This window comes from Streptococcus sp., from assembly GCF_019414905.1.
Classification (GTDB): domain Bacteria; phylum Bacillota; class Bacilli; order Lactobacillales; family Streptococcaceae; genus Streptococcus.
The window spans coordinates 1-15,075 of the sequence record NZ_DXLC01000064.1; the positions used below are offsets into that span (position 1 = coordinate 1).

General features: G+C 42.4%; 13 protein-coding genes, 1 pseudogene and 1 riboswitch. Of the genes and pseudogenes, 10 read left to right on the plus strand and 4 right to left on the minus strand.

Going from position 1 to position 15,075, the window contains the following annotated elements; translation table 11 throughout:
- The 3 genes from QZ359_RS01645 to QZ359_RS01655 form a co-directional block, all read left to right on the plus strand.
- Positions 1-1,062: galactokinase (locus QZ359_RS01645; protein ID WP_293955988.1), on the plus strand; the 1,062-nt coding region annotated here is incomplete at its 5' end.
- Positions 1,063-1,080: 18 nt separating this feature from the next.
- Positions 1,081-2,562, plus strand: a complete 1,482-nt coding sequence (locus QZ359_RS01650) for a UDP-glucose--hexose-1-phosphate uridylyltransferase (RefSeq protein WP_261090444.1) — start codon at positions 1,081-1,083, stop codon at positions 2,560-2,562.
- Between the two features lie 69 nt (positions 2,563-2,631).
- Positions 2,632-3,036: a PaaI family thioesterase gene (locus QZ359_RS01655; RefSeq protein WP_261090445.1), complete on the plus strand. Its 405-nt coding sequence runs from the start codon at positions 2,632-2,634 to the stop codon at positions 3,034-3,036.
- 32 nt (positions 3,037-3,068) lie between these two features.
- Here QZ359_RS01655 and QZ359_RS01660 read toward each other — a convergent pair whose 3' ends face one another.
- The 4 genes from QZ359_RS01660 to QZ359_RS01675 form a co-directional block, all read right to left on the minus strand.
- Complete coding sequence (locus QZ359_RS01660; protein ID WP_261090446.1) at positions 3,069-4,331, minus strand: nucleobase:cation symporter-2 family protein; 1,263 nt, start codon at positions 4,329-4,331, stop codon at positions 3,069-3,071.
- A complete protein-coding gene (locus QZ359_RS01665) occupies positions 4,331-4,912 on the minus strand; it encodes a xanthine phosphoribosyltransferase (RefSeq protein ID WP_261090448.1) in 582 nt (193 codons plus the stop codon). The genes QZ359_RS01660 and QZ359_RS01665 overlap by 1 nt, the downstream gene beginning before the upstream one ends.
- A 123-nt stretch (positions 4,913-5,035) precedes the next feature.
- A riboswitch (purine riboswitch) is annotated at positions 5,036-5,131 on the minus strand.
- Positions 5,132-5,355: 224 nt separating this feature from the next.
- A complete protein-coding gene (locus QZ359_RS01670) occupies positions 5,356-5,742 on the minus strand; it encodes a VOC family protein (protein WP_064275746.1) in 387 nt (128 codons plus the stop codon).
- A gap of 11 nt (positions 5,743-5,753) precedes the next feature.
- Positions 5,754-6,581, minus strand: a complete 828-nt coding sequence (locus QZ359_RS01675; protein ID WP_293955993.1) for an exodeoxyribonuclease III — start codon at positions 6,579-6,581, stop codon at positions 5,754-5,756.
- Between the two features lie 133 nt (positions 6,582-6,714).
- Between QZ359_RS01675 and QZ359_RS01680 the strand changes: the two genes are divergently transcribed.
- The 7 genes and pseudogenes from QZ359_RS01680 to QZ359_RS01710 all read left to right on the plus strand — a co-directional run.
- The gene (locus QZ359_RS01680) at positions 6,715-7,170 is read left to right on the plus strand and encodes a DUF3290 family protein (RefSeq protein WP_000675328.1); all 456 of its coding nucleotides are present in this window, start codon (positions 6,715-6,717) and stop codon (positions 7,168-7,170) included.
- On the plus strand, positions 7,167-7,802 hold the full coding sequence (locus tag QZ359_RS01685) for a DUF421 domain-containing protein (protein WP_000174447.1): 636 nt from the start codon (positions 7,167-7,169) through the stop codon (positions 7,800-7,802). Before QZ359_RS01680 ends, QZ359_RS01685 begins: the two co-directional genes overlap by 4 nt.
- A gap of 54 nt (positions 7,803-7,856) precedes the next feature.
- On the plus strand, positions 7,857-9,602 hold the full coding sequence (locus QZ359_RS01690) for an ABC transporter transmembrane domain-containing protein (RefSeq protein ID WP_293955999.1): 1,746 nt from the start codon (positions 7,857-7,859) through the stop codon (positions 9,600-9,602).
- The gene (locus tag QZ359_RS01695; protein ID WP_293956001.1) at positions 9,592-11,334 is read left to right on the plus strand and encodes an ABC transporter ATP-binding protein; all 1,743 of its coding nucleotides are present in this window, start codon (positions 9,592-9,594) and stop codon (positions 11,332-11,334) included. Before QZ359_RS01690 ends, QZ359_RS01695 begins: the two co-directional genes overlap by 11 nt.
- 218 nt (positions 11,335-11,552) lie before the next feature.
- A complete protein-coding gene (locus QZ359_RS01700; RefSeq protein WP_293956003.1) occupies positions 11,553-12,245 on the plus strand; it encodes a sugar transferase in 693 nt (230 codons plus the stop codon).
- Positions 12,246-12,287: 42 nt separating this feature from the next.
- Complete coding sequence (locus QZ359_RS01705; RefSeq protein ID WP_261026791.1) at positions 12,288-13,514, plus strand: DegT/DnrJ/EryC1/StrS aminotransferase family protein; 1,227 nt, start codon at positions 12,288-12,290, stop codon at positions 13,512-13,514.
- A gap of 804 nt (positions 13,515-14,318) precedes the next feature.
- Positions 14,319-15,075, plus strand: a pseudogene (locus tag QZ359_RS01710) (IS630 family transposase); the annotation flags it as partial.

A 15,075-nucleotide genomic window follows, 5' to 3' on the forward strand; every position in this document is an offset into this window, starting at 1 on the left:
GACTACAACGGTGGGCACGTTTTTCCTGCTGCTATTTCCTTGGGAACTTACGGTGCAGCTCGTAAGCGTGATGACCAAGTCTTACGTTTCTACTCAGCTAACTTTGAGGAAAAGGGTATCATCGAAGTGCCTCTCGCTGACCTCAAGTTTGAAAAAGAGCACAATTGGACCAATTATCCAAAAGGAGTTCTTCATTTCTTGCAAGAAGCTGGGCACGTGATTGATAAAGGTTTTGATTTTTATGTTTATGGGAATATCCCAAATGGTGCTGGATTATCTTCTTCAGCATCCCTTGAACTCTTGACAGGAGTCGTGGCTGAGCATCTCTTTGATTTAAAACTAGACCGTTTGGATTTGGTTAAAATCGGAAAACAAACAGAAAACAACTTTATCGGCGTCAACTCTGGTATCATGGACCAATTTGCTATCGGTATGGGTGCAGACCAACGTGCTATTTACCTAGATACTAACACTTTAGAGTATGATTTGGTGCCACTTGATTTGAAGGACAATGTTGTTGTTATCATGAACACTAATAAACGCCGTGAATTGGCGGACTCTAAATACAATGAACGTCGTGCTGAGTGTGAAAAAGCAGTGGAAGAATTGCAAGCAGCTTTAGATATTCAGACCTTGGGTGAATTGGATGAGTGGGCCTTTGACCAATACAGCTATCTGATTAAAGATGAAAATCGTTTGAAACGTGCTCGCCATGCTGTGCTTGAAAACCAACGTACCCTTAAAGCGCAAGCAGCCCTTCAAGCAGGAGATTTGAAAACATTTGGTCGTTTGATGAATGCGTCACACGTTTCTCTGGAGCATGATTATGAAGTAACTGGCTTGGAATTGGATACCCTTGTTCACACAGCTTGGGCACAAGAAGGAGTTCTCGGTGCTCGTATGACAGGGGCAGGTTTTGGTGGCTGTGCCATTGCCTTGGTGCAAAAAAATACTGTTGAGGCCTTTAAGGAAGCTGTTGGCAAACACTACGAAGAAGTAGTTGGCTACACTCCAAGTTTCTATATCGCTGAAGTTGCAGGTGGCACTCGCGTCCTTGACTAGTCAAAAGGAGGCTCTATAGTGACCTTAGTAGATAAATTTGTAACACATGTTATTACTGAAAGTTCGTTTGAGGAAATGGATCGAATCTACCTGACTAATCGTGTTTTGGCACGAGTGGGAGATGGTGTTTTGGAAGTTGAGACCAATCTGGATAAATTGATTGACCTCAAGGACCAGCTGGTTGAGGAAGCCGTTCGATTAGAGACGATTGAGGATAGTCAGACTGCGCGTGAAATCCTTGGTGCTGAACTGATGGACTTGGTGACTCCTTGTCCGAGTCAGGTCAATCGTGACTTTTGGGAAACCTATGCCCACTCTCCTGAGCAAGCGATAGAGGATTTTTACCAACTCAGTCAGAAAAATGACTACATCAAACTCAAGGCCATTGCTAAAAATATTGCTTATCGTGTTCCATCTGATTACGGAGAGCTTGAAATTACCATCAACCTCTCTAAGCCTGAAAAGGATCCCAAAGAGATTGCGGCAGCCAAGTTGGTGCAAGCTAGCAATTATCCCCAGTGTCAGCTTTGTCTAGAGAATGAAGGCTACCATGGTCGGGTTAACCACCCAGCTCGCAGTAATCATCGCATTATCCGTTTTGAAATGGCTGGTCAGGAGTGGGGTTTCCAGTATTCACCTTATGCCTACTTTAATGAGCATTGTATCTTTTTAGATGGTCAGCATCGTCCCATGGCCATTAGCCGTCAGAGCTTTGAGCGTCTGTTGGCTATCGTAGAGCAGTTTCCAGGATATTTTGCTGGCTCTAATGCCGACCTGCCGATTGTGGGGGGCTCTATTCTAACTCATGATCACTATCAGGGAGGCCGTCATGTATTTCCTATGGAATTGGCTCCTTTGCAAAAGACCTTTCAATTTGCTGGTTTTGAGCAGGTTAAGGCTGGGATTGTCAAGTGGCCAATGTCAGTGTTGCGTTTGACTTCGGATTCCAAAGAGGATTTGATTAACTTAGCTGATAAGATCTTGCAGATTTGGCGCCAGTATTCAGATCCTGCAGTGCAGATTTTGGCAGAAACAGACGGGACACCACATCACACTATCACACCTATTGCCCGTAAACGCGATGGCCAGTTTGAGTTGGACTTGGTCTTGAGAGACAATCAGACTTCAGCAGAACATCCTGATGGCATCTATCATCCTCACAAGGATGTCCAACATATCAAGAAGGAAAATATTGGCTTGATTGAGGTCATGGGCTTGGCAATCTTGCCACCACGTCTGAAAGAAGAAGTGGAGCAAGTCGCTAGCTATCTTGTAGGAGAAGCTGTCTCAGTTGTCGATTATCATCAGGAATGGGCAGACCAACTCAAAGCCCAACATCCAGATCTAGCGGATAAAGAAAGAGCCCTTGAAATCGTTAAGGACTCTGTGGGTGCTATCTTTGCGCGTGTACTTGAGGACGCAGGAGTCTACAAGCAGACAGAGCAAGGACAGGCAGCCTTTATGCGCTTTGTGGAGCAGGTCGGAATTTTACCAGGCTAGGAGCTTTCTCCTTGCACAGTCCTATAAAAAGTAGTATCATAGTGTCGTTTGAACTATCAGGAGGAAACGATGAAAGACTTTCATTTTGACGCTATATCTGCCTTTGAAAATTACGAAATTGAACAAATGAGAGATGGTCATGTTGTGGTGACGACAAAAGTAGTGGATTCGTCTCTCAACTACTATGGCAATGCTCATGGTGGCTATCTCTTTACTCTCTGTGACCAGATCAGTGGTTTGGTGGTTATCTCGCTGGGGCTTGATGGAGTGACACTCCAATCTTCTATCAACTACCTCAAAGCAGGAAAACTCGACGATGTATTGACAATAAAAGGAGAATGTGTCCATCAAGGTCGCACAACCTGTGTCGTGGATGTCGATATCACCAATCAAGAAGGCAGAAATGTCTGCAAGTCAACCTTTACCATGTTTGTCACAGGTCAACGGTCAGAAGACAGACAGGTAAGGATATAGATAACTAAAAAAGAGGTTCACACCTCTTTTTCTTATTTCTTTTTATGATTTAATACAGCATTGAGGACAATGGCGAGGAGGCTGGCTACGACGATTCCGTTTGAGAAGAACATTTGGAAGGCTGTCGGCATGCTGACAAAGAGATTACTGTTGTTGAGTCCGACACCTGCAGCGATTGAAACAGCTGCGATAAGGAAGTTATGTTCATTGTTAGCAAAGTCAACACGAGCGAGGATTTGCATCCCTTGAATAGATACAAAACCAAACATCACCAGCATAGCACCACCGAGGACAGGGCTCGGAATGATTTGGGCAAGGGCACCAAACTTAGGAAGGAGTCCAAGGAGAACCAGGAAACCAGCTGCGTAGTAGATTGGCAGGCGAGTCTTGATACCTGATAATTTAACCAAACCAACGTTTTGTGAAAATCCTGTGTAAGGGAAGGTGTTAAAGATTCCTCCGAGAAGTACGGCCAAACCTTCTGCGCGGTAACCGTTGCGAAGGCGCGTGCTGTTGATTGGATCTTTTGTGATATCAGACAAGGCCAGATAAACACCAGTAGACTCAACCATAGACACCGTTGCGATGATACACATCATGACAATAGATGAGATTTCAAAGGTTGGCATCCCAAAGTAGAGTGGAGTTGGGACATGGACAAGTGGTGCTGCCGCAACAGGAGAGAAGTCCACCAACCCCATGCTAGCAGCAATGGCAGTTCCAACAACCAAACCAATCAAAATAGAGATAGACTTGATAAATCCTTTGGTAAAGATGTTAATCAAGAGGATAATCAAAACAGTGATAGCTGCAAGCAAGAGACTTTGACCAGTTGGCTCTGGAACGTTATTTCCCATATTTCCAATAGCGACAGGGATCAAGGTTAAACCAATCGTAGTAATAACAGATCCTGTTACGATAGATGGGAAGAGATTGGCTACTTTTGAGAAGATGCCTGACACAAGAACAACGTAAATCCCTGATGCGATAAGGGCACCAAACATAGCACCACTACCATGGCTTTGCCCAATCATAATCAAGGGAGCGACGGATTGGAAGGCAACTCCGAGAACGACTGGTAGACCAATTCCAAAGTATTTGTTGAGTTGGAGTTGGAGGAAGGTTGCCACCCCACACATGAAGATATCTGTGGAAATCAGGTAGGTCAACTGCTCAGTTGAATAGCCAAGAGCTGTCGCAATCATGATGGGAACCAGGATGGATCCTGAGTACATGGCTAGTAAGTGCTGCAAGCCAAGAACGGCTGCTTGCGAGTGTTTTTCTTGAGTTTGCATTAGAGATCTGCCTCCTTAAATACGACTTGACCATTTTCAAAACGATCCAAGCGAGCGAGTGATAAAACAGGATAGCCTGCTTTTTCAAGCAAATCACGGCCATCTTGGAAGGATTTTTCAATCACAATACCGATAGCTTCGACTGTGGCACCAGCTTGTTCGATGATTTGAATCAAGCCTTTGGCAGCTTGGCCATTAGCAAGGAAATCATCGATAATCAAGACCTTGTCTTCTGGTGAGAGGAATTTTCCAGCGATAGAAACGGTGCTGGTTACCTGCTTGGTAAAGGAGTAAACTTCGGCAGTTAAGATACCTTCGTTCATAGTGATGTTTTTAGCTTTTTTAGCGAAAATCATGGGAACGTTTAAGGCTTCAGCTGTAAAAACGGCTGGGGCAATACCTGACGCTTCAATAGTTACGACCTTGGTAATACCAGTAGAAGCAAACTTTTCCGCAAAAACCTTACCAATTTCTCTCATTAGGCTAAAGTCAACTTGGTGGGTTAAAAAGGAATCCACCTTGAGGATGTTATCACCCAAGATATGCCCATCCTTGAGGATGCGCTCTTCTAATAATTTCATAAGACCTCCTAAAGTCTAAAAGATGCTTCATTTGCTTGTTTAGAGTTTCTAGTAAGAAATTGAAAAAGGACCTACTTAATCTCTAAGCAAGTCCCCAAAATAGGCATGGCAAAAACGACCATACCTTACTTCTGACTTACTTATTGTTAGGTGTTCCGGCACCTTGTAGAAACGTCGTGCCAATTCACGACATAAACAAGTAAAACGATATTCAATTTTAAATAGGCTTGAGCCAATGTTTTTATTTTACACTAAATAACTTTAGAAATCAAATATTTTGTTAGTGTTTTTGTTTGAAAAACGAACAAATATAATAAAAATGGGCAAAAATTAACTTATTGGCTAACATTTAGAAGGTTTTTCCATCATAAAAGGCATATTATCAAGATTTTTCAAGACTTGACAATATGCCTTTTTCTGATTTGAAAGATTTTTTCTATTGTCTATTCGCTAAATCTTAAAAAATAGCCATCTGGATCCAAAACTGCAAATTCGTGAGGGTAAATAAAGCTATCTTCCACTCGAAATTCTCTTTTGGTCAGGGGACGATGGATAGGATAGTCAGCTTCCAGCAGTTTTTGGTGGAGCTGAGGAACATCTGCAATGCCAAAGGAAATATTGACACCGCGCCCGAAAGGATAGGTCAGCTGAGCTAATTCTTTTACGCTGCCTTCTTCTAGCATAAGTTGGCAGTCTTCAAGCGAGAGGAAGAGAAATTTCTCCTCTGGACGCTCGTATTCGACAGAGAATCCTAGCAGGTTGCAGTAGAAGTGGCGTGATTTTTCGATGTCAGATACTACAAATTCAGGAATGACAGCTTGATAGTCCATTCGTTTTCTCCTTAGAGTTCAATCTCCATGACAATAGGTGTATGGTCTTGGCGAGCTCCCGAGTCGATCATATCAGACTTAGTCACCTTGTTAGCGATGCGGTTACTTGTGAGCCAGTAGTCAATTCTCCAGCCAGTATTATTGATTTTAGAGGTCTTGCTGCGCTGTGCCCACCAAGTGTAGCGTTCTGGAACATCGCCGTGAATGTGGCGGAAGGTGTCCGTAAATCCAGTTGCCAAGAGGTTGGTAAATCCAGCACGCTCCTCGTCGGTAAATCCAGGTGAACGGCGGTTGCTAGCAGGATTTGCAAGGTCGATTTCATTGTGGGCTACGTTGTAGTCACCAGTTGGAAGAACTGGTTTTTCTTTGTCTAGTTCAGCCAAGTACTCTGCATATTTGATGTCCCAGATTTGACGTTCTTCCAAGCGTTTGAGTCCATCACCAGCATTTGGTGTGTAAACTTGGGTCACGAAAAATTCATCAAATTCCAAGGTGATGATGCGACCTTCCAAGTCCATGGTAGAAGGAGCACCGATTTCTGGGAAAGTGACAGTGGGTGTGAGATCTTTCTTATAGAGGAACATAGTACCAGCATAGCCTTTGCGGGCAGGCTCTTGGGAAGAACGCCAGGTGTTTTCGTAGCCTGGGAAGAGTTCTTCTAAAACTTCTAGGTGTTTTTTTGTTGGGCCCTTGGCAGAAAGCTTGGTTTCTTGGATAGCAATGATATCAGCATTTTCTGCCACAAGGGTTTGTAGGACTTCTTGGGACAATTTGGCACGAGCTGAGTCACTAGTTAGGGCAGCATTGAGGGAATCAATATTCCATGAGATAAGTTTCATAAAGTTACCTTTTTCATTCAGATTATAGATTTTATTATACCAAAAAAAGGTCCATTTCCCCAACGTATGGCTTGAAAAATCACTCTCTTTCGTTTATAATTAAGAATGATTTTATGAAAGGGAGTGAAAATAAATGAAATTTTACTCATATGACTATGTACTTAGCCAAATCAGTCAGCAAAATGGCATCATGATTGGCTTTGGGATTGTGCTCCTAGCTATCACAGGATTTTTTGCTTTTAAGGCTTATCGTGATAAAAAGGGAACTAAGTTTCGTGAATTGGTCATGATTTTGGCCTTGACTTTGGTAGCCATGCTTTTGGTAACAATCTCAAAATACCAGACCAATCAAGCCTCTAACAATCAATTTCAAACTTCCCTTCATTTCATAGAGGTCATTTCTAAAGACTTGGGAGTGGATAAATCAGAAGTTTATGTCAATACTTCAGCTGCCACTGATGGAGCACTTATCAAGGTAGGTTCAAATTTCTATCGTGCCATGAACGGGAGCCAACCAGACAAGTATCTTTTAGAGAAATTAGAATTGCATCAAACAGACGCTATTGAATTGGTGGAGGTAAACAAATGACACTCAACTACATGGAAATTTTAATCAAACTGGCCTTGGGTCTTTTCTCGCTTGTTTTTGTTATCAATGTGACAGGAAAGGGGAATCTAGCACCTAACTCTGCTACAGATCAAATTCAGAACTATGTTCTCGGTGGTATCATTGGTGGGGTGATTTACAATAGTTCTATCAGTATTCTCCAGTATGCAGTGATTTTGATGATGTGGACGATTTTGGTCTTGACCCTCAAATGGCTCAATAACAATGTTCGTTTTGTCAAACGCTTGATTGATGGTAAACCGACTCTGCTCATCAAAAATGGGCAGATTGACCCAGAAGCCTGTCGTTCAGTTGGTTTGTCTGCGGCAGATGTTGCTCTCAAACTTCGTAGCCAAGGAATTTTCCAGATGAAGCAAGTTAAACGAGCTGTGCAAGAGCAAAATGGCCAACTCATCGTGGTCCAAATGGGAGATGAAAATCCTAAGTATCCAGTTGTGACTGACGGTGTGATCCAAGTAGATGTTTTGGAATCGATTGGTCGTAGCGAAGAGTGGTTGCTTGATAACCTCAACAAGCAAGGACATGACAATGTAGCTAATATCTTTATCGCTGAGTATGACAAGGGTGCCGTTACAGTCGTAACCTATGAATAAGAAAAACCTGGGGTCTTGGCCTCAGGTTTCTATTTGCAATCAGAAAGGGATTTTATGTCCATTATTCAAAAACTTTGGTGGTTTTTCAAGTTAGAAAAACGCCGTTATCTAGTCGGAATTGTGGCCCTGGTCTTGGTTTCCGTCCTTAATCTCATTCCCCCCATGGTCATGGGGCGGGTCATTGATGCTATCACATCGGGACAATTAACCCAGCAGGACCTCCTTCTTGACTTATTTTATTTGCTTCTTGCGGCTTTTGGGATGTACTATCTGCGTTATGTTTGGCGTATGTATATCCTTGGAACTTCCTACCGTTTGGGGCAGATTATGCGGTCTCGCTTGTTTGAGCATTTCACAAAAATGTCTCCAGCCTTTTATCAGACCTATCGGACGGGGGACCTGATGGCGCACGCAACCAATGATATCAATGCCTTGACTCGTCTCGCAGGTGGCGGTGTCATGTCAGCGGTTGATGCCTCTATCACGGCTCTAGTGACTTTGCTGACCATGCTCTTTAGCATTTCCTGGCAGATGACTCTGGTTGCCATTTTGCCCCTACCTTTCATGGCTTATGCAACTAGTCGTTTAGGCAGAAAGACTCACAAGGCTTTTGGCGAATCGCAAGCTGCCTTTTCTGAACTCAATAACAAGGTACAGGAGTCCGTATCAGGTATCAAAGTGACCAAGTCTTTCGGTTATCAGGCGGATGAGCTCAAGTCCTTTCAGGCAGTCAATGAATTGACCTTCCAAAAGAACCTGCAAACCATGAAATACGATAGTCTCTTTGACCCTATGGTTCTCTTGTTTGTTGGTTCGTCCTATGTGTTAACCCTCTTGGTAGGTTCCTTGATGGTTCAGAAAGGGCAGATTACGGTTGGAAATCTGGTTACCTTTATCAGCTATTTGGATATGCTGGTTTGGCCTCTTATGGCCATCGGCTTCCTCTTTAATATTACCCAGCGAGGGAAGGTTTCCTACCAGCGGATTGAGGAACTGTTGTCTCAGGAATCACCTGTACAAGACTCTGAGTTTCCTTTAGAGGGCATTGAAAATGGGCGATTGGAGTACGCCATTGATAGCTTTGCCTTTGAAGATGAAGAGACACTGACGGATATTCACTTTAGTCTAGAAAAAGGGCAAACATTGGGCTTGGTCGGGCAGACAGGCTCTGGGAAAACATCTTTGATCAAGCTCCTCTTGCGTGAATACGATGTGGACAAGGGTGCCATTTATCTAAATGGTCAAGATATTCGGGACTATCGTCTGACAGACCTTCGTAGTCTTATGGGCTATGTTCCCCAAGACCAGTTTCTCTTTGCGACCTCTATCTTAGACAATATTCGCTTTGGGAATCCTGATTTACCACTTTCAGCGGTCGAGGAAGCGACTAAGCTAGCCCAAGTTTACCACGACATTGTAGTCATGCCTCAGGGATTTGATACGCTGATTGGTGAAAAGGGAGTCAGTCTTTCTGGTGGTCAAAAGCAGCGTCTGGCCATGAGTAGGGCTATGATTTTAGACCCTGATATCTTGATTTTAGATGATTCTTTGTCGGCTGTAGATGCTAAGACAGAGTATGCCATTATTGACAATCTTAAGGAAACGCGTCGGGAAAAGACAACCATTATCACAGCGCATCGCCTCAGTGCAGTTGTTCATGCAGATCTGATCTTGGTTCTACAAAATGGTCAAATTATCGAACGGGGTACGCATGAAGATCTGCTAGCCATGGATGGCTGGTATGCCCAAACCTACCAGTCTCAGCAGTTGGAAATGAAAGGAGAAGAAGATGCAGAATAAGAAAGAACAATGGGTTGTATTGAAGCGCTTGATGTCCTATCTTAAGCCCTATGGACTCCTGACCTTTTTGGCACTCAGTTTTCTACTAGCGACTACGGTCATTAAAAGTGTCATTCCCCTTGTGGCTTCCCACTTTATCGACCAGTATCTCAGCAATCTCAACCAACTCGCTGTGACCGTTTTGCTGGCCTACTATGGCCTTTATATCCTACAAACTCTGGTCCAGTATGTCGGCAATCTTCTCTTTGCGCGCGTGTCTTACAGTATTGTTAGAGATATTCGTCGAGATGCCTTTGCCAATATGGAAAAGCTGGGTATGTCTTATTTTGACAAGACGCCAGCAGGATCTATCGTCTCTCGTTTGACAAATGACACCGAGACTATTAGTGATATGTTTTCGGGGATATTATCCAGCTTTATCTCAGCAGTTTTCATCTTTCTGACAACCCTTTATACCATGTTGGTGTTGGATTTTCGTTTGACAGCTTTGGTCTTGCTCTTTCTCCCCTTGATTTTCATTTTGGTCAATCTCTATCGGAAAAAATCAGTGAAAATCATTGTGAAAACCAGAAGTCTCTTGTCAGATATCAATAGCAAGCTGGCAGAGAATATCGAGGGAATCAGAATAATCCAGGCCTTTAATCAAGAGAAGCGTCTGCAGTCAGAGTTTGATGAAATCAACCAAGAACACTTAGTCTATGCCAACCGTTCTGTAGCCTTGGATGCCCTCTTTTTGAGACCTGCCATGAGTTTGCTGAAACTCTTAGGTTATGCGGTCTTGATGGCTTATTTTGGCTATCGTGGCCTTTATCTGGGAATAACAGCAGGGACCATGTATGCCTTTATCCAGTATATCAATCGCCTCTTTGATCCCTTGATTGAGGTGACGCAAAACTTTTCAACTCTTCAAACCTCTATGGTTTCTGCAGGCCGTGTATTTGCCTTGATTGACGAGAGAACCTATGAGCCTCTTCAAGAAAATGGACAGGCCGTGATCAAAGAAGGCAATATCCGTTTTGAACATGTATGTTTCTCTTATGATGGCAAACATCCGATTCTGGATGACATTTCCTTCTCCGTTAATAAGGGTGAAACCATTGCCTTTGTGGGTCATACAGGTTCTGGAAAATCGTCTATTATCAATGTCCTCATGCGCTTTTATGAATTTCAGTCAGGCCTAGTTCTCTTGGATGATGTGGATATTAGGAATTACAGTCAGGAAGAACTGAGAAAAAATATTGGGCTGGTCTTGCAGGAACCCTTCCTCTATCATGGAACAATCAAGTCCAATATCGCCATGTACCAAGAAATCAGTGATGAGCAGGTCCAGACTGCAGCTAGCTTCGTGGATGCAGATTCCTTTATTCAAGAACTTCCGCAGGGTTATGATTCCCCTGTTTCCGAGCGTGGTTTGAGTTTTTCAACTGGACAGCGTCAGCTTCTTGCCTTTGCCAGAACAGTTGCTAGTCAGCCTAAAATCTTGATTTTGGATGAAGCGACAGCCAATATTGACTCTGAAACAGAAAGCTTGGTTCAAGCTTCTCTGGCGAAGATGAGACAGGGGCGGACAACCATTGCCATTGCCCACCGCCTTTCTACCATCCAAGACGCCAACTGCATCTATGTTTTGGACAAGGGGCGCATTATCGAGAGTGGAACCCATGAGGAACTCTTGGCCTTGGGAGGAACCTATCACAAGATGTATAGTTTGCAGGCAGGGGCCATGGCCTAATACTCTTTGAAAATCTCTTCAAACCATGTCAGCTTTATCTGCAACTTCAAAGCTGTGTATAGAGCAGTTTGCGGCGAGCTTCCTAGTTTGCTCTTTGATTTTCATTGAGCATAAGAAGGAAATCCTTCAAATTACAGATTTCTTTCACCGCCTTTTCCATTTTGTGGTATAATGAAAAATGTTGACAAATAGTATAATAAAAACAAAGGAGAAACAGCATGCTGAAATGGGAAGACTTGCCCGTGGAAATGAAATCAAGCGAGGTTGAGTCTTACTACCAGCTTGTCTCTAAAAGGAAGGGTTCGCTGATTTTCAAGCGTTGGCTGGACTGGGTTCTAGCCGTAGTCTTGCTGATTCTGACCTCTCCTATCTTTCTCATCTTGAGCATTTGGATCAAGTTGGATAGCAAGGGGCCAGTGATTTACAAGCAAGAGCGCGTGACCCAGTACAATCGATCTTTCAAGATTTGGAAGTTCCGTACCATGGTGACAGATGCAGACAAAAAAGGAAGTCTGGTGACTTCTGCTAACGATAGCCGAATTACCAAGGTTGGCAATTTCATCCGCCGTGTGCGTTTGGATGAACTGCCTCAGTTGGTCAATGTCCTTAAAGGCGAAATGTCCTTTGTTGGTACACGACCTGAAGTGCCACGCTACACAGAGCAGTATAGCCCTGAAATGATGGCAACCTTGCTTTTGCCAGCAGGGATTACCTCTCCAGCCAGCATCAACTACAAGGATGAGGACACTATCATCAGTCAAATGACGGAGAAAGGTCTGTCGGTTGACCAAGCCTATGTCGAACACGTCCTTCCTGAAAAGATGCGCTATAACCTCGCCTATCTCCGAGAGTTTAGTTTCCTTGGAGACATCAAAATCATGTTTCAAACCGTGTTTGAAGTGCTAAAATAAAGTAGTCATGAGAAAATGAGTACAGATAAAAGGAGCAAATCAATGCCAAATTACAATATTCCATTTTCACCACCCGATATTACGGAAGCAGAAATTGCTGAAGTAGCGGATACCCTGCGTTCTGGTTGGATCACAACAGGTCCTAAGACCAAAGAATTGGAGCGTCGCTTGTCTCAATACACACAGACACCTAAGACTGTCTGCCTAAACTCTGCGACTGCCGCTCTTGAGTTGATTTTGCGCGTCTTGGAAGTGGGACCTGGTGATGAAGTCATCGTTCCAGCCATGACCTATACAGCTTCATGTAGTGTCATCACTCACGTGGGAGCAACACCAGTCATGGTTGATATCCAAGAAGATACGTTTGAGATGGACTATGATCTGCTAGAGCAAGCCATCACTGAAAAGACCAAGGTGATCATTCCGGTAGAACTTGCAGGGATTGTTTGCGACTATGACCGTTTGTTCCAAGCAGTGGAGAAGAAACGTGACCTCTTTACTGCTTCAAGCAAGTGGCAAAAAGCCTTTAACCGTATCGTGATTGTTTCTGATAGTGCTCATGCTTTGGGGTCTACTTATAAAGGACAGCCAGCTGGTTCTATTGCTGACTTTACTTCCTTCTCATTCCACGCCGTTAAGAACTTTACAACGGCCGAAGGTGGGAGTGCGACTTGGAAAGCCAATCCAGCGATTGACGACGAAGAAATGTACAAGGAATTCCAAATCCTTTCTCTTCATGGTCAAACTAAGGATGCTCTTGCCAAGATGCAACTGGGCTCATGGGAATACGATATCGTGACACCAGCCTACAAGTGCAACATGACCGATATCATGGCATCGCTTGGTTTGGTGCAATTGGACCGTTACTCTGGTTTGTTGCAACGTCGTAAGGACATTGTGGACCGCTATGATCGTGGCTTTGCAGGTTCTCGCATCCATCCATTGGCACACAAGACTGAAACTGTCGAATCTTCACGTCACCTCTACATTACCCATGTAGAAGGAGCAAACTTAGAAGAACGCAATCTTATCATCCAAGAATTGGCCAAAGCAGGAATTGCAAGTAACGTCCACTACAAACCGCTTCCGCTCTTGACAGCCTATAAGAATCTTGGTTTTGACATGGCGAACTATCCTAAGGCCTATGCCTTCTTTGAAAATGAAATTACCCTTCCTCTTCATACTAAATTAAGTGATGAAGAAGTGGACTATATCATTGAGACTTTCAAAACAGTTTCTGAAAAAGTGCTAGCTTCATCAAAAAAATGACAAACTACAGTCAAGTAATAGTGATTCTGTTTCTAAAAAGTCTAATTGAGTGTAAAACTGTTGTTTTCAATTGAAAGTCCTATAGTAAAATGAAATAAAAACAGGACAAATCAATCAGGATAGTCAAATTAATTTCTAGCAATATTTTAGAAGCAAAGGTGTACTCTTATAGTTTCAATATACTGTATGGTTTGAAATGAGATGTGAGCAATTTGGTGTAGCATTTAGAATTTTTATTAGGCATCATTTAGAAAATGTAGTGTCTTGTTCTAGTTTTCAATTCACCCTATTTTTTGAAAGACGCGAGTTTCCACGAATGAGGTTGTGGAAACTCGCGTCTTTCTTTTTTGTTTTCAGAATATTGTTCAAAGTTTTGAGACTATTTTTCATGTTCTAGTCATTCTTTTGAAATAATCTATAAAACACGTGTCTACAATGATCTATATGTCCTATTCCAGTATTTTAGAAGAACTGCGTCTATTTTTATAGAGCTTGAATCTAGCTTTTATAGAAAATCTATTTAAGAAATATATTGTATTGTTTTGATTTCAATCCGCTATATGAACGATATTCATGTAAATATACCTGGTGAATGCTTGCATGACAAGATATTTGTTCTTGTATTTATAAATTAGTATTTTACGAGATATCAACATGCTTTAAATACAGTGAATAGGATATTTTTATGTTCAAGCTAAGAAAGATAGTAATCACTTTTGAATGGAAGGTTAAAGAATTATTAGAAGTATGGTTAGATATAGTAAAATGAACCAAAAATAGTACACAATGTGGTATAATCTTCTTATGGCATATTCAATAGATTTTCGTAAAAAAGTTCTCTCTTATTGTGAGCGAACAGGTAGTATAACAGAAGCATCACACGTTTTCCAAATCTCACGTAATACCATTTATGGCTGGTTAAAGCTAAAAGAGAAAACAGGAGAGCTAAACCATCAAGTAAAAGGAACAAAACCAAGAAAGGTTGATAGAGATAGACTTAAAAACTATCTTACTGACAATCCAGACGCTTATTTGACTGAAATAGCTGCTGAATTTGATTGTCATCCAACTACTATCCACTATGCTCTCAAAGCTATGGGGTACACTCGAAAAAAAAGAACCACACCTACTATGAACAAGACCCAGAAAAAGTAGCTTTATTTCTTAAGAATTTTAATAGTTTAAAGCACCTAGCACCTGTTTATATTGATGAAACAGGATTCGATACTTATTTTTATCGAGAATATGGTCGCTCTTTAAAAGGTCAGATAATAAGAGGTAAAGTATCTGGAAGAAGATATCAGAGGATTTCTTTGGTTGCAGGGCTAACAAATGGTGAGTTAATCGCTCCAATGACTTACGAAGAGACGATGACGAGCGACTTTTTTGAAGCTTGGTTTCAGAAGTTTCTCTTACCAACATTAAACACACCATCAGTTATTATTATGGATAATGCAAGATTCCATAGAATGGGTAAGCTAGAGCTCTTATGTGAAGAATTTGGGCATAAACTTTTACCACTTCCTCCCTACTCACCTGAGTACAATCCTATTGAGAAAAC